Source organism: Aquipseudomonas alcaligenes (genome assembly GCF_003205495.1).
Classification (GTDB): domain Bacteria; phylum Pseudomonadota; class Gammaproteobacteria; order Pseudomonadales; family Pseudomonadaceae; genus Aquipseudomonas; species Aquipseudomonas alcaligenes_B.
Genome location: NZ_QJRX01000008.1, coordinates 229,763 through 246,786, shown reverse-complemented (window position 1 = coordinate 246,786; position 17,024 = coordinate 229,763). Strand labels below are relative to the sequence as shown.

General features: G+C 68.4%; 18 protein-coding genes. 8 read left to right on the top strand and 10 right to left on the bottom strand.

The window, feature by feature from the left end; genetic code table 11:
- The first annotated feature begins 159 nt into the window (after positions 1-159).
- Together DMO17_RS16330 and trmA are read left to right on the top strand one after the other, a co-directional pair.
- Positions 160-1,458 carry an NCS2 family permease gene (locus DMO17_RS16330; protein ID WP_110683530.1) on the top strand — a complete coding sequence of 433 codons (1,299 nt, stop codon included), beginning with the start codon at positions 160-162 and terminating at the stop codon, positions 1,456-1,458.
- Positions 1,455-2,540: a tRNA (uridine(54)-C5)-methyltransferase TrmA gene (trmA, locus tag DMO17_RS16325; RefSeq protein ID WP_110683529.1), complete on the top strand. Its 1,086-nt coding sequence runs from the start codon at positions 1,455-1,457 to the stop codon at positions 2,538-2,540. Before DMO17_RS16330 ends, trmA begins: the two co-directional genes overlap by 4 nt.
- Before the next feature lie 11 nt (positions 2,541-2,551).
- Here the strand turns inward: trmA and DMO17_RS16320 are convergent, their stop codons facing one another.
- Positions 2,552-2,938, bottom strand: a complete 387-nt coding sequence (locus DMO17_RS16320; RefSeq protein WP_110683528.1) for a DUF4345 family protein — start codon at positions 2,936-2,938, stop codon at positions 2,552-2,554.
- Between the two features lie 130 nt (positions 2,939-3,068).
- Between DMO17_RS16320 and DMO17_RS16315 the strand changes: the two genes are divergently transcribed.
- A complete protein-coding gene (locus DMO17_RS16315; RefSeq protein ID WP_110683527.1) occupies positions 3,069-3,500 on the top strand; it encodes a DUF411 domain-containing protein in 432 nt (143 codons plus the stop codon).
- A gap of 69 nt (positions 3,501-3,569) precedes the next feature.
- Positions 3,570-4,442, top strand: a complete 873-nt coding sequence (gene ypfJ, locus DMO17_RS16310) for a KPN_02809 family neutral zinc metallopeptidase (protein WP_110683526.1) — start codon at positions 3,570-3,572, stop codon at positions 4,440-4,442.
- A 54-nt stretch (positions 4,443-4,496) separates the two neighbouring features.
- On the opposite strand, the gene DMO17_RS16305 is transcribed toward ypfJ, so the two are convergent.
- Positions 4,497-5,510, bottom strand: a complete 1,014-nt coding sequence (locus tag DMO17_RS16305; RefSeq protein WP_110683525.1) for an AraC family transcriptional regulator — start codon at positions 5,508-5,510, stop codon at positions 4,497-4,499.
- 146 nt (positions 5,511-5,656) lie between these two features.
- Here DMO17_RS16305 and DMO17_RS16300 point away from each other — a divergent pair, with 146 nt between their 5' ends.
- Entirely contained in the window at positions 5,657-7,486 is a 1,830-nt protein-coding gene (locus DMO17_RS16300) for a long-chain-acyl-CoA synthetase (protein ID WP_110683524.1), read from the top strand.
- Between the two features lie 17 nt (positions 7,487-7,503).
- On the opposite strand, the gene DMO17_RS16295 is transcribed toward DMO17_RS16300, so the two are convergent.
- The 5 genes from DMO17_RS16295 to DMO17_RS16275 form a co-directional block, all read right to left on the bottom strand.
- Positions 7,504-8,037: a Gar/GrdA family gentamicin resistance ATP-binding protein gene (locus DMO17_RS16295; protein WP_110683523.1), complete on the bottom strand. Its 534-nt coding sequence runs from the start codon at positions 8,035-8,037 to the stop codon at positions 7,504-7,506.
- 91 nt (positions 8,038-8,128) lie between these two features.
- On the bottom strand, positions 8,129-8,749 hold the full coding sequence (locus DMO17_RS16290) for an HAD family hydrolase (protein ID WP_258371562.1): 621 nt from the start codon (positions 8,747-8,749) through the stop codon (positions 8,129-8,131).
- On the bottom strand, positions 8,746-9,615 hold the full coding sequence (gene tesB, locus DMO17_RS16285) for an acyl-CoA thioesterase II (RefSeq protein WP_110683522.1): 870 nt from the start codon (positions 9,613-9,615) through the stop codon (positions 8,746-8,748). The genes DMO17_RS16290 and tesB overlap by 4 nt, the downstream gene beginning before the upstream one ends.
- Positions 9,612-11,240, bottom strand: a complete 1,629-nt coding sequence (locus tag DMO17_RS16280) for a SagB/ThcOx family dehydrogenase (RefSeq protein ID WP_110683521.1) — start codon at positions 11,238-11,240, stop codon at positions 9,612-9,614. Before DMO17_RS16280 ends, tesB begins: the two co-directional genes overlap by 4 nt.
- Positions 11,230-11,784 carry a GNAT family N-acetyltransferase gene (locus tag DMO17_RS16275; RefSeq protein ID WP_110683520.1) on the bottom strand — a complete coding sequence of 185 codons (555 nt, stop codon included), beginning with the start codon at positions 11,782-11,784 and terminating at the stop codon, positions 11,230-11,232. Before DMO17_RS16275 ends, DMO17_RS16280 begins: the two co-directional genes overlap by 11 nt.
- Positions 11,785-11,813: 29 nt before the next feature.
- Between DMO17_RS16275 and DMO17_RS16270 the strand changes: the two genes are divergently transcribed.
- The 3 genes from DMO17_RS16270 to DMO17_RS16260 are packed head-to-tail and all read left to right on the top strand — an operon-like array spanning position 11,814 to position 15,108.
- Positions 11,814-12,728 carry a histone deacetylase family protein gene (locus DMO17_RS16270; protein WP_110683565.1) on the top strand — a complete coding sequence of 305 codons (915 nt, stop codon included), beginning with the start codon at positions 11,814-11,816 and terminating at the stop codon, positions 12,726-12,728.
- Positions 12,729-12,758: 30 nt separating this feature from the next.
- Positions 12,759-13,802, top strand: coding sequence for a DUF429 domain-containing protein (locus DMO17_RS16265; RefSeq protein ID WP_110683519.1), 1,044 nt, complete (start codon positions 12,759-12,761; stop codon positions 13,800-13,802).
- Positions 13,803-13,860: 58 nt separating this feature from the next.
- The gene (locus DMO17_RS16260; protein ID WP_110683518.1) at positions 13,861-15,108 is read left to right on the top strand and encodes a TIGR03862 family flavoprotein; all 1,248 of its coding nucleotides are present in this window, start codon (positions 13,861-13,863) and stop codon (positions 15,106-15,108) included.
- A gap of 54 nt (positions 15,109-15,162) precedes the next feature.
- Here DMO17_RS16260 and DMO17_RS16255 read toward each other — a convergent pair whose 3' ends face one another.
- The 3 genes from DMO17_RS16255 to DMO17_RS16245 are packed head-to-tail and all read right to left on the bottom strand — an operon-like array spanning position 15,163 to position 16,894.
- Positions 15,163-15,687, bottom strand: coding sequence for a hypothetical protein (locus DMO17_RS16255; protein WP_110683517.1), 525 nt, complete (start codon positions 15,685-15,687; stop codon positions 15,163-15,165).
- Positions 15,684-16,397 carry an alpha/beta hydrolase gene (locus DMO17_RS16250; RefSeq protein ID WP_110683516.1) on the bottom strand — a complete coding sequence of 238 codons (714 nt, stop codon included), beginning with the start codon at positions 16,395-16,397 and terminating at the stop codon, positions 15,684-15,686. The genes DMO17_RS16255 and DMO17_RS16250 overlap by 4 nt, the downstream gene beginning before the upstream one ends.
- Entirely contained in the window at positions 16,394-16,894 is a 501-nt protein-coding gene (locus DMO17_RS16245; RefSeq protein ID WP_110683515.1) for a PAAR domain-containing protein, read from the bottom strand. The genes DMO17_RS16250 and DMO17_RS16245 overlap by 4 nt, the downstream gene beginning before the upstream one ends.
- Positions 16,895-17,024: the final 130 nt, after the last annotated feature.

Below are 17,024 nucleotides of genomic sequence, written 5' to 3'. Positions count from 1 at the left end.
GGTCATAAATTCACCGCTCGGGGGTGAGCTGGTATAGTGCGCGGCTTTTCCGGATCAGGCACGAATCCGCCCCTCGCTTTCCGTCGAGTTGGCAGCCTTTGTGCTTTGCTTTCGCGCAGTCCGCCTACCTTGCCGCACCAGCCTAACGGGAGCCCCACCATGCTGGAAAAGCTGTTCCAACTCAAGGCACACAACACCACCGTGCGCACCGAGATCCTGGCCGGTGTCACCACCTTCCTGACCATGGCCTACATCCTCTTCGTCAACCCGGCGATCCTCGGCGAAACCGGCATGGACAAGGGTGCGGTATTCGTCGCCACCTGCCTGGCGGCGGCCATCGGCTCGGCGGTGATGGGCCTGATCGCCAACTACCCGATCGCCCTGGCCCCCGGCATGGGCCTCAACGCCTTCTTCACCTACACCGTGGTGCTGCACATGGGTTACACCTGGCAGACCGCACTGGGCGCGGTGTTCATCTCCGCCACCCTGTTCTTCCTGCTGTCGATCTTCCGCATCCGCGAGTGGATCGTGAACAGCATCCCACTGCCACTGCGCTCGGCCATCGCCGCCGGCATCGGCCTGTTCCTGGCGCTGATCGCGCTGAAGGAAGCCGGCCTGGTGGTGGACAACCCGGCCACCCTGGTCGGCCTCGGCGACCTCACCGCCCCCGGCCCGCTGCTGGCCGTGCTCGGCTTCTTCCTGATCGTCGCCCTTGAGGCCCGCCGCGTCACCGGCGCGGTGATGATCGGCATCCTCGTGGTCACCGCCATCGCCATCGCCCTGGGCGTCACCCCGTTCGGCGGCGTGGTGTCGATGCCGCCGTCGCTGGCGCCGACCTTCCTCCAGCTGGACATCGCCGGCGCCTTCGAGGTGGGCATGATCAGCGTGATCTTCGCCTTCCTGTTCGTCGACTTGTTCGACAACACCGGCACCCTGATCGGTGTGGCCAAGCGCGCCGGGCTGATGGGCAAGGACGGCCACCTGCCGAAGATGGGCCGCGCCCTGATCGCCGACAGCACCGCGGCCATGGGCGGCTCGCTGCTGGGCACCAGCACCACCACCAGCTATATCGAATCCGCCTCGGGCGTGGCCGCCGGCGGCCGCACCGGCCTGACCGCCATGGTGGTCGCCGTGCTGTTCCTCCTGGCGCTGTTCTTCGCCCCGCTGGCCGGCACCGTGCCGGCATTCGCCACCGCCCCGGCGCTGCTGTTCGTCGCCGTGCTGATGACCTCCGGCCTGGCCGAGATCGACTGGGACGACATCACCGTCGCCGCGCCGGTGGTGATCACCGCCCTGGCCATGCCGCTGACCTTCTCCATCGCCAACGGCATCGCCTTCGGCTTCATCGCCTGGGTGCTGATCAAGGCCCTGGCCGGCCGCTTCAAGGAACTGAACCCGGCCCTGGTGATCCTCGCCGCGATCTTCGTGGTTAAGTTCGCCTTCGGCGCCAACGCATGATCCGCATCGGTGACCAGGCGGCCTATGCCGCCCAGCTGGACGACAAGGTCGCGCGCCTGCGCGAGCTGCTGGCGCCCTTCGCCGCCCCCGCGCCCGAGGTGTTCGACTCGCCGCGCGAGCACTACCGCCTGCGTGCCGAGTTCCGCCTGTGGCGCGAGCAGGAGGAGCGCCACTACGCGATGTTCGAGGCGGGCGACAAGCACACGCCGATCCTCATCGAGCAGTTCCCCATCGCCAGCGCGCGCATCAACCAGTTGATGCCTCAGCTCAAGGCCGCCTGGCAGGGTAGCCGCGTGCTGTCGTTCAAGCTGTTCCAGGTCGAGTTCCTCACCACCCTGGCCGGCGATGCGCTGATCACCCTGTGCTACCACCGCCCGCTGGACGCCGAGTGGCAGGCCCAGGCCGAACAGCTGGCGGCCAAGCTAGGCGTCAGCCTGGTCGGCCGTTCGCGCGGCCAGCGCCTGGTGATCGGCCGTGATTACGTCGAGGAAGAGATGAGCGTGGCCGGTCGCACCTACCGCTACCGCCAGCCGGAAGGCGCCTTCACCCAGCCCAATGGCACGGTCTGCCAGAAGATGCTGCAGTGGGCCTTCGATGCCCTCGGCCAGCGCCAGGATGATTTGCTGGAGCTGTACTGCGGCAACGGCAACTTCACCCTGCCGCTGTCCACCCGGGTGCGCAAGGTGCTGGCCACCGAGATCAGCAAGACCTCGGTCAACGCCGCCCTGGCCAACCTGGCCGACAACGGCATCGACAACATCGAGCTGGTGCGCCTGTCCGCCGAGGAGCTGACCCAGGCGCTGAACGAGGTGCGGCCGTTCCGCCGCCTGGCCGGCATCGACCTGAAGGCCTACGACTTCGGCACGGTATTCGTCGACCCGCCGCGTGCCGGCATGGACCCGGACACCTGCGAGCTGACCCGGCGCTTCGACAATATCCTGTACATCTCCTGCAACCCGCAGACCCTGGCCGCCAACATCGCCCAGCTACACGACAGCCACGCGGTGGTGAAGACGGCGCTGTTCGACCAGTTCCCCTGGACCCATCACATGGAAGCCGGGGTACTGCTGCAGCGCCGCTGAGCCCAGCATCCCTAACGCTGCCCCAGCCCGCGCAACAGCCAGAACGCCAGCGCGGCGGAGACGCCCTCGAACAGCATGGCGTAGAGGTTGAAGGTCTGCTGCGCGCCGCCGTCCAGCCACAGCCCGCCCAGGCGAGCGAGCAGCAGCGCGCTGTAGAGCAGCACCAGCAGCATCAGCGCCGGGCGCAGCAGCTCGCCACGCAGCAGCGCCAGCCCCAGCCAGGCCGCCAGCCCCAACTGCAGGCCGCCGTAATAAGCGCGCACATCGGTGATCGCCGCCGGCGCCATCAGCAGCATGCCGCTGAGGTTGGCCAGCTCGTGCGGACGGACGAAGTAGGCCAGGCCGAAGCCGGCGAGGATCAAGCTCTGGACAATGAGGAACAGGCGCACCGGCAGCATCGGCAATCTCCCTGGTTGGACTGGCTGCGAGCATAGGCGCTGGCGACTCACACGGAAACAGTCGCGGCCTGGGCGCGCTCGGCCCAGCGATTTATCCTAGCCACCTGACGCCAGAATCGAGGACTCCCCCATGCGCCTGCTGCCTCTCGCCACCCTGCTCTTCGTCGCCTCCGCGCAAGCCGCCGAGCCCGTCACCATGGACGTGCACCGCGACGCCAACTGCGGCTGCTGCAAGGCCTGGATCAGCCACCTGGAAGCCAACGGCATCCGGGTCAACGACCATGTCGAAACCGACATGGCCGCCGTCAAGCAGCGCCTCGGCGTGCCGCCGCGCCTGGCCTCGTGCCACACCGGGGTGATCGACGGCAAGTTCGTCGAAGGCCACGTACCGGCCCGCGACGTGCTCGCCCTGCAGGGCCGCCCCGACTTGCTCGGCGCCGCCGTGCCGGGCATGCCGCACGGCTCGCCGGGCATGGAGACCGGTCGGGTGGATGCCTACCAGGTGATCGGCCTGGGCCAGGACGGCAAGCAGAGCGTGCTGGCCGACTATCCGGCCGAGTGACGCTCCGCTGGCGCCGCGCCCGTCCGGGGACGACACTGTCAGCCCCGGACGGAGAAAAGGAGCACGGCCATGCGCTGGGAACGCGGCAGACGCAGTGACAACGTAGTCGACGCCCGCGGCAGCGGCCGCGGCATGCGCCTCGGCGGCGGCAAGGGCCTGGGTCTCGGCGGCATCGCCGTGATCGTGGTGATCGGCTTGCTGATGGGCCAGGACCCACTGACCATCCTCGGCAACGTGGTCAACCAGGGCCTGCAGCAGGGCGCGCCGGTGCAGGAGCAGCGCGCGCCGGCGGCCAACGATGCGCAGAGCGAATTCGTCCGCGCCGTGCTCGGCGACACCGAGGACACCTGGCGCGCCATCTTCCAGGCCTCCGGCAAGCAGTACCAGGACCCGAAGCTCGTGCTCTTCAGCGGCGGCGTGCGCTCGGCCTGCGGCTTCGCCGATGCCGCCGTCGGCCCCTTCTACTGCCCGGGCGACCAGCAGGTGTACCTCGACCTGTCGTTCTTCCGCGAGATGGAGACGCGCTTCGCCGCCGCCGGCGACTTCGCCCAGGCCTACGTGATCGCCCACGAGGTCGGCCACCACGTGCAGACCCTGCTCGGCGTCTCGGCCAGGGTCCACGCGGCGCGCCAGCGCGGCGAGCGGGTGGAGGGCGACAACGGCCTCTTGGTGCGCCAGGAGCTGCAGGCCGACTGCCTGGCCGGCGTCTGGGCGCACCACGCCCAGCAGCGCCTGGACTGGCTGGAGCCGGGCGACCTGGAAGAAGCGCTGAACGCCGCCAACGCCATCGGCGACGACCGCCTGCAGCAACAGTCGCGCGGCACCGTGGTGCCGGACTCCTTCACCCACGGCACCTCGGCGCAGCGCGAGCGCTGGTTCAGGACCGGCTTCGAGCACGGTGAACCGGGGCGCTGCGACACCTTCAAGGCGGCGCGCCTGTAGGGCGCGCGCAACCCGTACCAGGCCCCTCACACTTCAGGAACGCAGGCGCGGATATCAACCGCGCTGCTGCTCCTGATAGGCCTTGGGCGACACGCCGAACCAGCCCTTGAACGCCTTGTAGAAAGCGCTCGGCTCGGCGAAGCCCAGTTCGCGGCTGAGCTGCTCGATGCGGCAATCCGCCTGGCGCAGACGCCGCAGCGCGTGCTCGCGACGCACCTCGGCGAGCAGTTCGGAGAAGCTGCAGCCCTCCTCGCGCAGGTGGCGATGCAGGGTCTGCCGGCTGGTATGCAGGCGCCGCGCTACCGCCTCTACCGACAGCGCACCGTCGATCAACCCCAGCTCGATCAGCTGCTGCACCTGCTGACGCAAGCTGTGGCGGCTGGGCAGTTGGGCCTGCATGTCGCTGACCCGCTGCAGCAGCAGGCCCTTGATGTAGTCGTTGCCGCCGAGCAGCGGCAAGCGCATGTCCGCCGCCGCCATCTCGAGGTAGTCCAGCGGCTCGCCGAATCGTACCGGACAGCCGAGGATCTGCCGGTAGCTGGCGGAACCGGCCAGCGGCCTATGGCGAAAGCCCACCCGCAGCGGCACCAGTCGCGTGCCGCTCATCTGCCGGCCCCAGCACAGCGCAGAGCTGAGGCTGTATTCGCAGGCCGGCGGATGGTCCGCCAGCGGTGCGGTGAACAGGAAGTCGATGCGCACGCGATCGCCGTCCTGCTCGACCCGCAGGTTCTCGCATTCGCTCATCACCGGGCTGTGCCGGCGGAACAGCTCCAGTGCCTCGCCGAGAGTGGCACTCATCGCCGCCAGGTTGGCCACCGGACCACGGCTCTGCAGGCCACGTTGCTGGCCCAACTGCAGGCCGAGATCGGCCGGCGCACCGCGCTCGGCCGCCAGCTGCCAAAGGCGCAGCAGCCAGGCCACCGGGATGCGCGCCTCCAGGTCCAGCTGGGTGTTCGGCGCCAGGCCCAGCTCGACGAGGTCGGCCGGACCGACCAGCTGCAGGCGGCGCAGGCTCTGGTACAGGTCGAGCAGCAGCGAGGCGGTGGCGCTGGGCGCGGTATTCAGCATGACGGCAAATCCTTTCACCCACGAGATGCCCGATTGTGCGGCGCCCCTGAGACGAATTGCCAGTCCGTTGCGACCTTCGGCTATCAACAGCTCGTGCCGGCCTTGCGTAGATTGCGACGAATAACAACAACATCGCAGGTCCCGCCATGAACCATGCCGCCGTTCTCACCTTGCCACGCCTGTTGTCCCGCGTGCCCTACCTGCTCGCCGGCCTGCCCGGCATCCTCCGTGGCCTGCGCCTGGCCAGCCGCGCACGCGGCAGCGCCGTCGGCGGCCTGGCCGACTGCGTGGAGAGCGCCGCCCGCAATAACCCGCAGGGCGTGGCGCTGATCCAGGGCGACGAGCGTCTCAGCTACGCCGAACTGGACCAGTGGGCCAATCGCCTGGCCCATCGCCTGCGCGCCGGCGGCCTGGCCCAGGGCGACTGCGCCGTGCTGCTGCTGGAGAATCGTCTGGAGCTGCTGGCCTGCGTCATCGCCTGCGCCAAGCTCGGTGCCGTCGCCGCACTGCTCAACAGCAGCCAGCGCGGCCAGGTGCTGGCCCACAGCATCAACCTGGTGAAGCCACGCGTGGCCCTGGTCGGCGAGGAACTGCTGGGCGCCTTCGAGGAGGTGCAGGACCAGTTGCAGCTGCCCGCGGACGGCCGCTACTACTTCGCCGACCACCCGACCTGGCGCGACCCTGGCCAGGCCCCGGCCGGCTGGCAGCACCCGGCCGCCGAACTGGCCGCGCAACCCGACAGCAAGCCGTTACTGGCGCGCCCGGTGCAGGCCGAGGATCCCTGCTTCTACATCTACACCTCCGGCACCACCGGCCTGCCCAAGGCGGTGGTGTTCAATCACGGACGCTTCCTCAAGGGCTACGGCATCTTCGGCTTCGGCGCCGTGCGCCTGGGCCGCGACGATCGCCTGTACTGCAGCCTGCCCTTCTACCATGCCACCGCCATGGTGGTGTGTTGGGGCTCGGTGCTATCCGCCGGGGCGGCCCTGATCATGGTGCGCAAGTTCAGCGCCAGCCGCTTCCTCGACGAAGTACGCCGCCACGGCGCCACCGCCTTCGGCTATGTCGGCGAGCTGTGCCGCTACCTGCTCGACCGTCCGGCGCGCCCGGACGACGCCGACAACCCACTGCGCATCATGGTCGGCAACGGCATGCGCCCGGCCATCTGGAGCGGCTTCAAGCAGCGCTTCGGCATTCAGCGGGTGGTCGAGTTCTACGCCTCCAGCGAGGGCAACATCGGCTTCACCAACCTGCTCAACCTGGACAACACGGTAGGCTTCACCCCCTACCCCTACGCCATCGTCCGCTACGACCGCGACAGCGAGGCACCGCTGCGTGACGAGCAGGGCCGCCTGCAACGGGTGAAGCCCGGCGAGCCAGGCCTGCTGATCGGCGAGATCACCGCGAAGACGCCGTTTCACGGCTACACCGACCCGGCCAAGACCGAAAGCTGCATCCTGCGCGACGTGTTCAGGCCGGGCGATGCCTGGTTCAACACCGGCGACCTGATGCTGCACCAGGGCTGGCGCCATGCGCAGTTCGTCGACCGCCTCGGCGACACCTTCCGCTGGAAAGGCGAGAACGTTTCGACCACCGAGGTGGAAGCGGTGCTGGACGGCATAGAGGGGGTCGGCGAGGCGGTGGTCTACGGCGTCGAGATCGCCGGCACCAACGGCCGCGCCGGCATGGCCTGCATCCGCCTGGACCGCGATCCGGCCGACTTCGACTTCCAGGGCCTGCTCGTCGAGCTGCGCCGCGAGCTGCCGCACTACGCCGTGCCGCTGTTTCTGCGCCTGAGCGAGAAGATGGAGACCACCGGCACCTTCAAGCACAAGAAGGCGCCGCTCAAGGACCAGGGCTTCGACCCGGCGCGCTGCGCCGATCCACTGTATGCCTGGCTGCCCGGCGAAGATCGCTACGTGCCGGTGGACGCCGAGCTGCATGCGGCGATTCAGGGGGGCGCCTACCGCTACTGATCCGACCGGGCAGCAACTCAGCCCGCCCGCTCGCTCGCCGCCGCGAGGCCGAGGCGGTCGAGCAGCCGGGCGACCAGCTCCTCGGGTAGTGCGGATACCTCGAAAGGCTCGCCGACGCTGACGCCCTCGGCGTCGAACAGCAGCGCACGCTCTTCCATGACCGTCCTGCTCTCGAAATCCCGCTCATCGAGGGCGCGGGCGCTCTGCCGACGCTCGATCCGTCGCAGATTTTCGTCGAGTGGAAGCCGCAGCAGGAAACAGCGAATCTCTGCCTCAGGGTAGTGGACCAGGAGCCTGCGGCGCAGATCGGCCAGCTCCTCGGCCGTGCGCCACAGGTGGCTGATGACGAAGTGGCGGTAGCCCGCGGCGCGATGGTGGCTGATGAGCAGGGCGAGGATGCCATGCAGGTAGTCCACTTCATCGGCCGGCGCCGGGGTCATGGCAATCAGCTGGTCGCCATCGAGCATCACCGCCCCGTCGAGGCTCTCGGCCAGCGCCTCGGCCAGGGTCGACTTGCCAATCCCCAGCGGTCCGTTGAGAAGGATGACCATGTGCTTGTCGTCACCAGGTTGCTCGTTTGCCGCAGGGTACTGCGCCAGGCCCGCCGAGCGCCGGCGCAAATGTAACGGGATGCATGGACGCCTAGAGCGCCAGCCCCTCGACACAGTCGATGCGCGCCAGCAGCTGCGCACAATCCGGCGCGTGCAGGTCCGCCAGCTCCGGCCAGAGATTGTCCGCCAGGTTGACCAGCACGCCGCGGGCGCCGGCGGCACGGGCGCAGTCGAGGTCGAAGCGGTAGTCGCCGACCATCACCAGCGCCTGCGGCGCCACCTGCCAGCGCGCCGCCAGGTGCAACAGGCCGCCTGGGTGCGGCTTGGGTGGCGCCTCGTCGCGGCCGACCACGTCCAGGCTGTCGAAACAGTCGTCCAGGCCGATGGCGGCCAGGGTCAGTAGCGCCAGCTCGTGGGCGTTGCGGGTGAGGATGCCGAGGCGACAGCCACGCCCGTGCAGGTGGCGCACCAGCTCCACCGCACCGGGTGCGGCCACCGAGCCCAGCGCCAGCTCGCGCTCGTGCTGCAGCAGCCAGGCGTGCTTGGCCGCCGCCTCGGCGGCGGGCAGCGCGGCCAGGTGATGGAGGATGTCGCTGTCCTGGGGGATGTCCAGCGCGCGCTTGATCGCCGGGAAGTCGTGCACGGCCACCGTCAGGGTGCCGTCCATGTCGAACACCCAGTGGCGGCAGGCGCGCAGCGCCGCGACCGTCAACGCCAGTCCTCGCGCAGGCGGGTGAGGCCTTCCTGCGCCGACGAGGCCACCAGGCGGCCGCTGCGGTCGAAGATGCTGGCACGGGAGAAGCCCCGGGCGTTGCCGGCCCAGGGGCTGTCCATGGCGTACAGCAGCCAGTCGTCCATGCGCAGGTCGCCGTGGAACCACAGGGCGTGGTCGAGGCTGGCCACCTGCATGAATTTCTGGAACACCGACACGCCATGCGGCTGCATCGAGGTGGTGAGCAGGTTGAAGTCGCTGGCATAGGCCAGCAGCAGCTTGTGCAGCTGCGGCTCGGCAGGCAGCTCGCCGGCGGCGCGGAACCACACATACTTCACCGGTTCGCAGGGCTGCGGGGCGAAGGGGTTGATGCGCGTCACCGGGCGGATCTCGATCGGCTTGTCGCTGGTCATGCGCTCGCGCATGCGCTCGGGAATCAGATGCGCCACCTGGCGCGCCAGCTCGGTTTCCGAGGGCAGACCCTCGGGGCCGGGCACCTCGGGCATCGCCAGCTGGTGGTGGAAGCCCTCCTCGTCGGCCTGGAACGAGGCGCTACAGGTGAAGATCGGCTGGCCCCTCTGGATCGCGGTGACCCGCCGGGTGCTGAAGCTGCCGCCGTCGCGCACGCGGTCGACGCTGTACACCACCGGCAGGCCGGCATCGCCGGGGCGCAGGAAGTAGCCGTGCAGCGAGTGCACATGGCGCGCCGGCTCCACCGTCTGGTTGGCGGCGGAGACGCACTGGCCGAGCACCTGGCCGCCGAACAGCTGGCGGAAGCCCAGGTCCTGGCTGCGCCCACGGAACAGGTTTTCCTCGATCTGCTCCATGCTCAGCAGGGACACCAGATCATCCAGCACTTGGCTCATACATCGCTCCTCGGCGGCACACGCAATTCGTCATAGGCCGGCGCGCTGGTGAGGCGCTCATCCCACACCGCGCGACCGATGGTGAAATGGTAAAGGCTTTGCCAGCGGCTGTCGGCCAGTTCCAGCAATTCGTGCACCTGATCGTCGAAGAAACAGCCGATGCCGGTGCCGGACAGCCCCGCTGCCTCGGCCTCCAGGTACAGCAGCTGGCCGATCTGCCCGCACTCCCAGTACAGCCGCGGGTAGTGCCAGGCGCCAGCGGCCAGCGCCGCATCGAAGCGCGCCAGCATGGCCAGGGCCACGCAGCCGTCACTGGCGATGTCCTGGCCGCAGGAAAGGAAGCCGGCCAGGCCGCGGGCATCCCCCTGCAGCAGGCGGTACAGCGGCAGCTCCTGATGCACCCTCTGCCAGGCGAAGTCGCTACGCAGCCCCTGCGGCTGCGGCTGACCATCGCAACGGGCCAGCCAGTACAGCCCCGGCTCCAGCCCCTGCACGCGGTGGACGAACAGCAGCAGATCGACCCGCACCGGCTCGCCGCTCAGCGCGAAGGGCACCGGCGAATTTTCCGGCAACAGGCGCCGCAGCCAGGCGAACAGCAGCTCGGCCTGGATACCGGAGCGACCATCGAAGGCCTGGGCGCTGCGCCGCCGGTGCAGGATCGGGCGCAGCGGCAGACCGGGATTGTCGCTGCCGCTGTGCCCGCTCGGCGCCTGCCAGCTCAGGGCCGGCAAGGCCGGTGCCCGACACAGCGCATGCACCCGCGCCAGCTCCGGCCACTCGCGGTACTGCCGCGACAGGCGATTGGGCGTGCCATGCAGCTCCAGCGCCGCCAGCCCGCGCAGCAGCGTCTCGGGCAGGGCGAACTCCTGAGCCTGGACCGGGCCTATCCCGGCCGGACCGATCCACAGCAGGCAGTCGCCATGCTCGGCCTCGTGGAAGCCCTCGCGCTCCAGCCCCAGCAGGCCATCCAGCCGTGCCTCGGCGACGCCGCGCAGCAGGCGCACCTGCCAACCCTGGATCGCCGCGGCGATACCCACACAGGCCAGGGCATGGCCGAGGTCGTGCTGGCAGTAGCGATAGGCGCGCTCGCCGTACTTCCAGGCCTCGCGCCAGGGGATGCTGGCCAGGCCGAGCAGGAAGCCGCCGGCCGGCAATGCGGCCTGCAACTGCGCGCCCAGCGGCGCCGGCAGCTCGGCGCGCACCTCCAGTCCGTGCGCATCCGCTGCGTAGTGCGCCAGCAGCCCCGCCTCCTCGAGGCTGCCCGGCGGCAACAGCAGATAGGCCTCGGTCGGGTGCAGGTTGCCGGACGACGGATTGACCCGCAGCGCCCAGCGGTTGCCGCCGGCTTCCTTCCAGGCCGACAGGGCCAGGCTGTCGTACAGCAGTTGCGAAAGGCTGGCGCGATCGAGCGGCTGCGGCGCGCCGACCGGGCCGGCGAAAGGCGTGTCGTAGCCCGGCGTCTCCTCCAGCGGGCGCTGCCACAGCTCGATCAGGCGCGCCCCGGCATAGCGGCGGAAGGGGGCCGGCTGGGTCGCCCAGTCCAGGTGACCGGGCCCCGGCGCATAGGCGTTCGGCGCATGCTTGCTCAGCGCGTGATAGGCGCGCACCTGCCGTTCAGCGTCCATGCCAGTCCTCCCGGCTGATGCGATAGAGCAGGTGCGGTCGCAGCGGATGCCCCTCGGGCAGAATCGGATGTTCGAAGTCGCCGGCCGCATCGCGGCGCATGCCCAGACGCTGCATCACGCCCCAGGAACGCTGGTTGGCCGGCACGGTGAAGGACACCACTTCATCCAGCTGCAAATCCTCGAAGGCGAACTGCAGCGCACGCCGCGCCGCCTCCAGGGCATAACCCTGGCCCCAGTAGGGCCGAGCCAGGCGCCAACCGATCTCCACCGCCGGCACGAAGGGTGCTTCGAAGCGGACCCGCACCAGACCGGTAAAGCCGACGAAGGCAGCGTCCTCGCGCCGCTGCAGCGCCCAGAAGGTGAAGCCATGCTCGGCCTGGTGCGCCATCAACCGAGCGAGCAGCTCGGCGCTGCCTGCGCGATCCAGGGTCGCGGGAAAATGCGCCATCACCTCGGGGTCGGCGCACAGCTGCGCCAGGGCGTCGAGATCGTCCTCGCGCCAGGGGCGCAGGTTCAGGCGTTCGCTGCTCAGGGTTGTGCTCATATACTGGCGCTCGAATTCGTGAGTTGTTCATTATGCTGCCGCTGGTCTACCACGACGACTACAGCCCGCCCTTCCCGGCCAACCATCGCTTCCCCATGGAGAAGTTCCGCCTGCTGCGCGACCACCTGGTGGACAGCGGCCTGGTGCGCGACGCCGAGCTGCATCGCCCCGAGATCTGCCCGCCGGACGTGCTCGCCCTGGCCCACTGCCCGGCCTATATCGAGCGCTTCGCCAGCGGCGAGCTGACCTACCAGGAGCAGCGCCGCCTCGGCCTGCCCTGGAGCGAGCCGCTGGCCCGGCGCACCGTGCGCGCGGTCGGCGGCTCGCTGTTGGCCGCCGAGCTGGCACTCGACCACGGCATCGCCTGCCATCTGGCCGGCGGCACCCACCACGCGCATTTCGACGAGGCTTCCGGCTTCTGCATCTTCAACGACCTGGCCGTGGTCGCCCGCTACCTGCTGGAGAGCGGGCGCGCCGGGCGGGTGCTGATCTACGACTGCGACGTGCACCAAGGCGACGGCACCGCGCGCCTGCTGGAAAACGTGCCGGACGCCATCACCGTATCCCTGCACTGCGAGAAGAACTTCCCGGCGCGCAAGGCCAAAAGCGACTGGGACATCGGCCTGCCGATCGGCATGGGCGACGCCGACTACCTCAAGGTGGTGCACGACAGCCTGGGCTACCTGCTGGCCCTGTACCAGCCCGATATCGTGCTCTACGACGGCGGCGTCGACGTGCACAAGGACGACGCCCTCGGCTATCTGCAACTGACCGACGCCGGCATCGCTGCCCGCGACGAGGCGGTGTTCCGCCACTGCCTGGAGCGCGACATCCCGGTGGTCGGCCTGATCGGCGGCGGCTACGACAAGGACCGCGCCGTCCTCGCCCGCCGCCACGGCATCCTCCATCACAGCGCGGCGCGGGTGTTGGCAAGCCTGACCTAAACTTCCTGCTCCGAACCTGCGGGAGCGCTTATGGAAACCACCCGCCAAGGACCACCGAAGGCCTGGTATCTGGGCGCGGACCTCACCGACCGCTATGCCAAGGGGCGGCGCCCCATCGATGTCTGCGGACTCACCCCAGACGCGGCCGGCCAGTTTCACGCCGAATTCTGGCAATGGCATTGGGATGCTCCAGAACTCCCAGTGCAGGTCGACTCGTTATTGCCAGAGTTGCGCGGCGCCAGGCTCACCCTGATCGATGGCCCACAGGCCCTGGCGCTGCCGGGCCAGACCATGCGCGACTGTGAACGCAAACTCGCCGCCGCCGGCAAGACTCCCGACGCTCCGCCCTGCAGTGGTCCCTATGCCGGGTTCGTCCGTTCCTCGCTGGAGCTCTTTGCCGCCCTGGCCCATGCCGGATTGCGCCCGAATACGCCGATTGCCGAGACCTATCCGGGAGCGGTGTGGAAACGACTCGGCACCGGACTGGCCAAGAAATCGTCGCATGATGGACGGCGGCAACGCCGTGAGTTGCTGGAGCGCATGGGTGTGCGCGGACTCACGGAGCTGCCCAGCCACGACCGCCTGGATGCCTGCCTCTGCGCCCTGCTGGCGGCCGCCCATCACCGCCCCCGGCCCGGGCTTGCAACCGTCTGGTCAGGCTTACCCCTGCAGCAGGACTCGGGCGGCAGCCTGCGCGAAGGGCAGATCCTGACCGTCTGCACCACGGGAGAATCGAGCATGACGCACGCCGAAAACGACAACGCCCAAATGCTGCTGGATGAACTCATCGCCTCGTATCGAGCCGGATCGCCACGACTCCACACCTACAAGGGCGCCTACCAGTTGCTCTTCGGCCACTCTCCGCAGCCCTGGTCGCAGGGCCACGCGATGAGGGTGCTTGCCCTCGCCAAGGCCACGACCCCGAGGACACTGGAGGGGCTCGGTCAGGTCCAGTTGGATTGCTTCATAGTGGCGGCCAAAAGCAAGCGTCCAGGGAAAGGGCACTGGGGCCTGCAGATCTATGACGAAAAACAGTGGCTCCAAGCCTTTCACGACGCCGAGCTACTGAGCTGATCGACCCGCGGGTGGCTCGGGTAGAATGCCGGCCCACTCCCCCTAGCCGCGAATCGCCATGCCCACCGACAGCACGTCCTCCGCTCCCCTGGTTGCCATCATCGGCGGCGGCCCCGCCGGGCTGATGGCCGCCGAAGTGCTGGCCGCCGGTGGCGTGCGGGTCGAGCTGTTCGACGCCATGCCTTCGGTCGGGCGCAAGTTCCTGCTGGCCGGGGTCGGCGGCATGAACATCACCCATTCGGAGGCCAAGGCGCCCTTCCTGTCCCGCTACCGCGAGCGCGAGCCGGAGATCGCCGCGCTGCTAGCGGACTTCGATGCCGAAGCCCTGCGCGCCTGGATTCACGGCCTGGGCATCGACACCTTTGTCGGCACTTCCGGCCGTGTGTTCCCCACCGATATGAAAGCCGCGCCGCTGCTGCGCGCCTGGCTCAAGCGCCTGCGCGAGGCCGGCGTGGCCATCCACACGCGCAGCCGCTGGCTGGGCTGGAACGACGAGGGCGCGCTGCGCATCGCCACGCCCGAGGGTGAGCGCCAGCTGCAGGCCGATGCCTGCGTGCTGGCCTTGGGCGGCGGCAGCTGGGCACGGCTCGGCTCGGATGGAGCCTGGGTGCCGCTGCTGGAGCAGCGCGGAGTCGAGGTCGCGCCACTGCGTCCGGCCAACTGCGGCTTCGACGTGGCCGGCTGGAGCGAGCACCTGCGCGGCAAGTTCGCCGGGGCGCCGCTGAAGAACGCCACCCTGGCGCTGGACGGCGAGGCGCCGCGACGTGGCGAGTTCGTCCTCACCGAGCACGGCATCGAGGGCAGCCTGGTCTATGCGCTGTCCGCCACCATCCGCCAGCGCATCGAGCAGAGCGGCAGCGCGCGGGTCTATCTGGATCTGCAGCCGGATCGCACGCTCGAGAAAGTGGAGGCGTTGCTCAACAAGCCGCGCGGCTCGGCCTCCATGGCCAAGCATCTACACCGCCAGCTCGGCCTGGACGGCGCGAGGGCCGCGCTGCTGCGCGAGCTGACCAGCAGCGAGGATTTCGCCGATATGCGCCGTCTGGCCCGGGCGATCAAGGCGTTGCCGATCGAACTGCTGCACCCCCGCCCGCTGGACGAGGCCATCTCCAGCGCCGGCGGCGTGACCTTCGCGGCGCTGGACCACAACCTGATGCTGCGCGCCCTGCCCGGCACCTTCTGCGCCGGCGAAATGCTCGACTGGGAGGCACCGACCGGCGGCTACCTGCTGACCGCCTGCTTTGCCAGCGGCCGCGCAGCCGGGCTGGGCGCACTGCGGTGGTTGCGCCAGCGCGGTGCTCTGTAACCCGCCGACTAGAGGCTCGACACCAGCCACGAGCCCTTTAGGACAGTCAGTGCATCACTCCCGCGGCAATAAAGGCAGCAATTCACCAGCCGGCAGCATGAGGGTGTTGGAGAAGTAAGCACGATAGCCATAGGCTGTCATCACTACCTTGCACGGCACGGTCGTACGCCCGGCCAGGGCCTCATTGAAGCGCCGCTGATCGATGAAGCGCTCCGAGCGCCCCTCATCCGTGGTTTCCGCGAAATGCAGGCTGGAGCGGTAGAGGAAACGCCCCTGCTCCTGACCGACTCGCTCCACCGTGCCAGAGCCAAACAGCGGAATCACATGATCCATGGCAAACACCGGCTCGCGCTCCAGGGAACAGCTGAGCGACTGGCCAATCTTGCCGCTGCCATCCAGGCGCGAATAGACCTCGTCAAGATCAAGATCGGAAGCGAAGAACAGGTTGAAGCTGATGCGCCCGGCGTCGGGCTCTGCGCGCAGGTAGGCGAGGTTGGCGATCGGCTGGTGATGGTCCTTCATGCAGGCCGAGCAGCTCAGCGCGATCAGCAGCGCAGCCGCGATCCTTATCAGGCTCATGGCCCCAGATACTCCTGAATAGAGCGTTTCACATAGTCGTACGGCGAATATCCCTGGGGCATCATGACGCTGAACATGCGCCCCGCGTCGTAGTGATGGATATCCGCGACGACGCTGACATTGGCCCCCTGAGGAATCCAGCGCTCACCGAAATCGGCTACGCCATCGGAACTGTCGGGCTTCTTGGCATCGGCGCGGACATTGATCCAGAACTCGGCCTTGGGCGTGGGCTTGCTCAGGTAGATGTCCGAGCCCATCCACACCATCATGCCCTCGCCTACCGGGTCCAGGGTGACCAGAGCCTTCACCTTGTAGCCCTTCTCTACCAGTATCTGTGACAGGTGAGCGCCGTTCCAGCCGCCCAGGCTGTGCCCCACCAGGTAGACGGGCAAGGCCTTGGTGGTGATTGGCTTCAGCACATATTCGTCGATGTCGAAACTGCCGCGCACATCGCTGTAACCCAGGTGGTAAGAGACATAGCGTCCCGCCTGTTTCTGCACCTCGAAGTCCGTATCCAGCTTGCGCCTGGCGTCGGCCACGTTGTTATTGGGCCCCTGCAGGTAATAGGACTCCTTGTCGGCAGCGCCGCCAATGAAGAACACCACAGCCTTCTTCACCTCCACCGGTACTTGCTTGACCGTCTGGTCCGCCGCCGGTGTCAGCGTGTGCGATCCTGCGACCTTGTTGTTTTGATTGGCGGCGCCACTCATGGGTGGTTACCCACGAGGATCTGTACCGTTTCGGCCTGGCCCATCTGGCTCACCACATGGGTGAAACCCTGGGCATCGGTAATGCCTTTCTCCATCGCGCCGCTGGCGCGGCGAATGGCGTAAGGGTAATTGGCCAATGGCTCACCGGTTTGGGAGCAGACCAGCTGCACGCTGTCTTGAAACAGGCCCGCCAGCGGTGCAGGCACCACGAAAGGGGCTGGGGTGTGCTGCGTACCAACCAGCACGTCTCCCGAACCGCTGATGATCACGCCGCCATGCGCCGTACCACTGCCAAGGAAGGCGACAGGACGGCCATTGACCAGAATGGAACCGATACCTTCAGCGACGGAATCGCCGCAGGCGCTGGCGTCGCCCACGCGCAGCGTTGGCAAACCATTGATGATGACGTTGGGGGAACCGGTGACGGTCGGGTTGACGCCGTGCCCCGGCAGGGGGCAGGCATTGCTATCGCTCTGGCGAGCGGCGGGCTTGCTCATGGTCGACTCCTTGTCAGGTTCTAAGGCGCCTTCCCGGCGCAGCGGCCGCATTATGCCCCCGCCCAACAAGAGGTTCCGCGTACTGGGTCAGTTTTGCGACATGCGCGTCTGCGACATGCGTGTTGGCGAC

Coding starts and splice junctions, on each gene's coding strand:
- DMO17_RS16265 (WP_110683519.1), top strand. CDS start 12,759: ATGGAAACCACCCGCCAAGGACCACCGAAGGCCTGGTATCTGGGCGCG.
- DMO17_RS16250 (WP_110683516.1), bottom strand. CDS start 16,397: ATGAGTGGCGCCGCCAATCAAAACAACAAGGTCGCAGGATCGCACACG.
- DMO17_RS16245 (WP_110683515.1), bottom strand. CDS start 16,894: ATGAGCAAGCCCGCCGCTCGCCAGAGCGATAGCAATGCCTGCCCCCTG.
- tesB (WP_110683522.1), bottom strand. CDS start 9,615: ATGAGCCAAGTGCTGGATGATCTGGTGTCCCTGCTGAGCATGGAGCAG.
- DMO17_RS16275 (WP_110683520.1), bottom strand. CDS start 11,784: ATGAGCACAACCCTGAGCAGCGAACGCCTGAACCTGCGCCCCTGGCGC.
- trmA (WP_110683529.1), top strand. CDS start 1,455: ATGATCCGCATCGGTGACCAGGCGGCCTATGCCGCCCAGCTGGACGAC.
- DMO17_RS16320 (WP_110683528.1), bottom strand. CDS start 2,938: ATGCTGCCGGTGCGCCTGTTCCTCATTGTCCAGAGCTTGATCCTCGCC.
- DMO17_RS16280 (WP_110683521.1), bottom strand. CDS start 11,240: ATGGACGCTGAACGGCAGGTGCGCGCCTATCACGCGCTGAGCAAGCAT.
- ypfJ (WP_110683526.1), top strand. CDS start 3,570: ATGCGCTGGGAACGCGGCAGACGCAGTGACAACGTAGTCGACGCCCGC.
- DMO17_RS16305 (WP_110683525.1), bottom strand. CDS start 5,510: ATGCTGAATACCGCGCCCAGCGCCACCGCCTCGCTGCTGCTCGACCTG.
- DMO17_RS16295 (WP_110683523.1), bottom strand. CDS start 8,037: ATGGTCATCCTTCTCAACGGACCGCTGGGGATTGGCAAGTCGACCCTG.
- DMO17_RS16300 (WP_110683524.1), top strand. CDS start 5,657: ATGAACCATGCCGCCGTTCTCACCTTGCCACGCCTGTTGTCCCGCGTG.
- DMO17_RS16315 (WP_110683527.1), top strand. CDS start 3,069: ATGCGCCTGCTGCCTCTCGCCACCCTGCTCTTCGTCGCCTCCGCGCAA.
- DMO17_RS16255 (WP_110683517.1), bottom strand. CDS start 15,687: ATGAGCCTGATAAGGATCGCGGCTGCGCTGCTGATCGCGCTGAGCTGC.
- DMO17_RS16260 (WP_110683518.1), top strand. CDS start 13,861: ATGCCCACCGACAGCACGTCCTCCGCTCCCCTGGTTGCCATCATCGGC.
- DMO17_RS16330 (WP_110683530.1), top strand. CDS start 160: ATGCTGGAAAAGCTGTTCCAACTCAAGGCACACAACACCACCGTGCGC.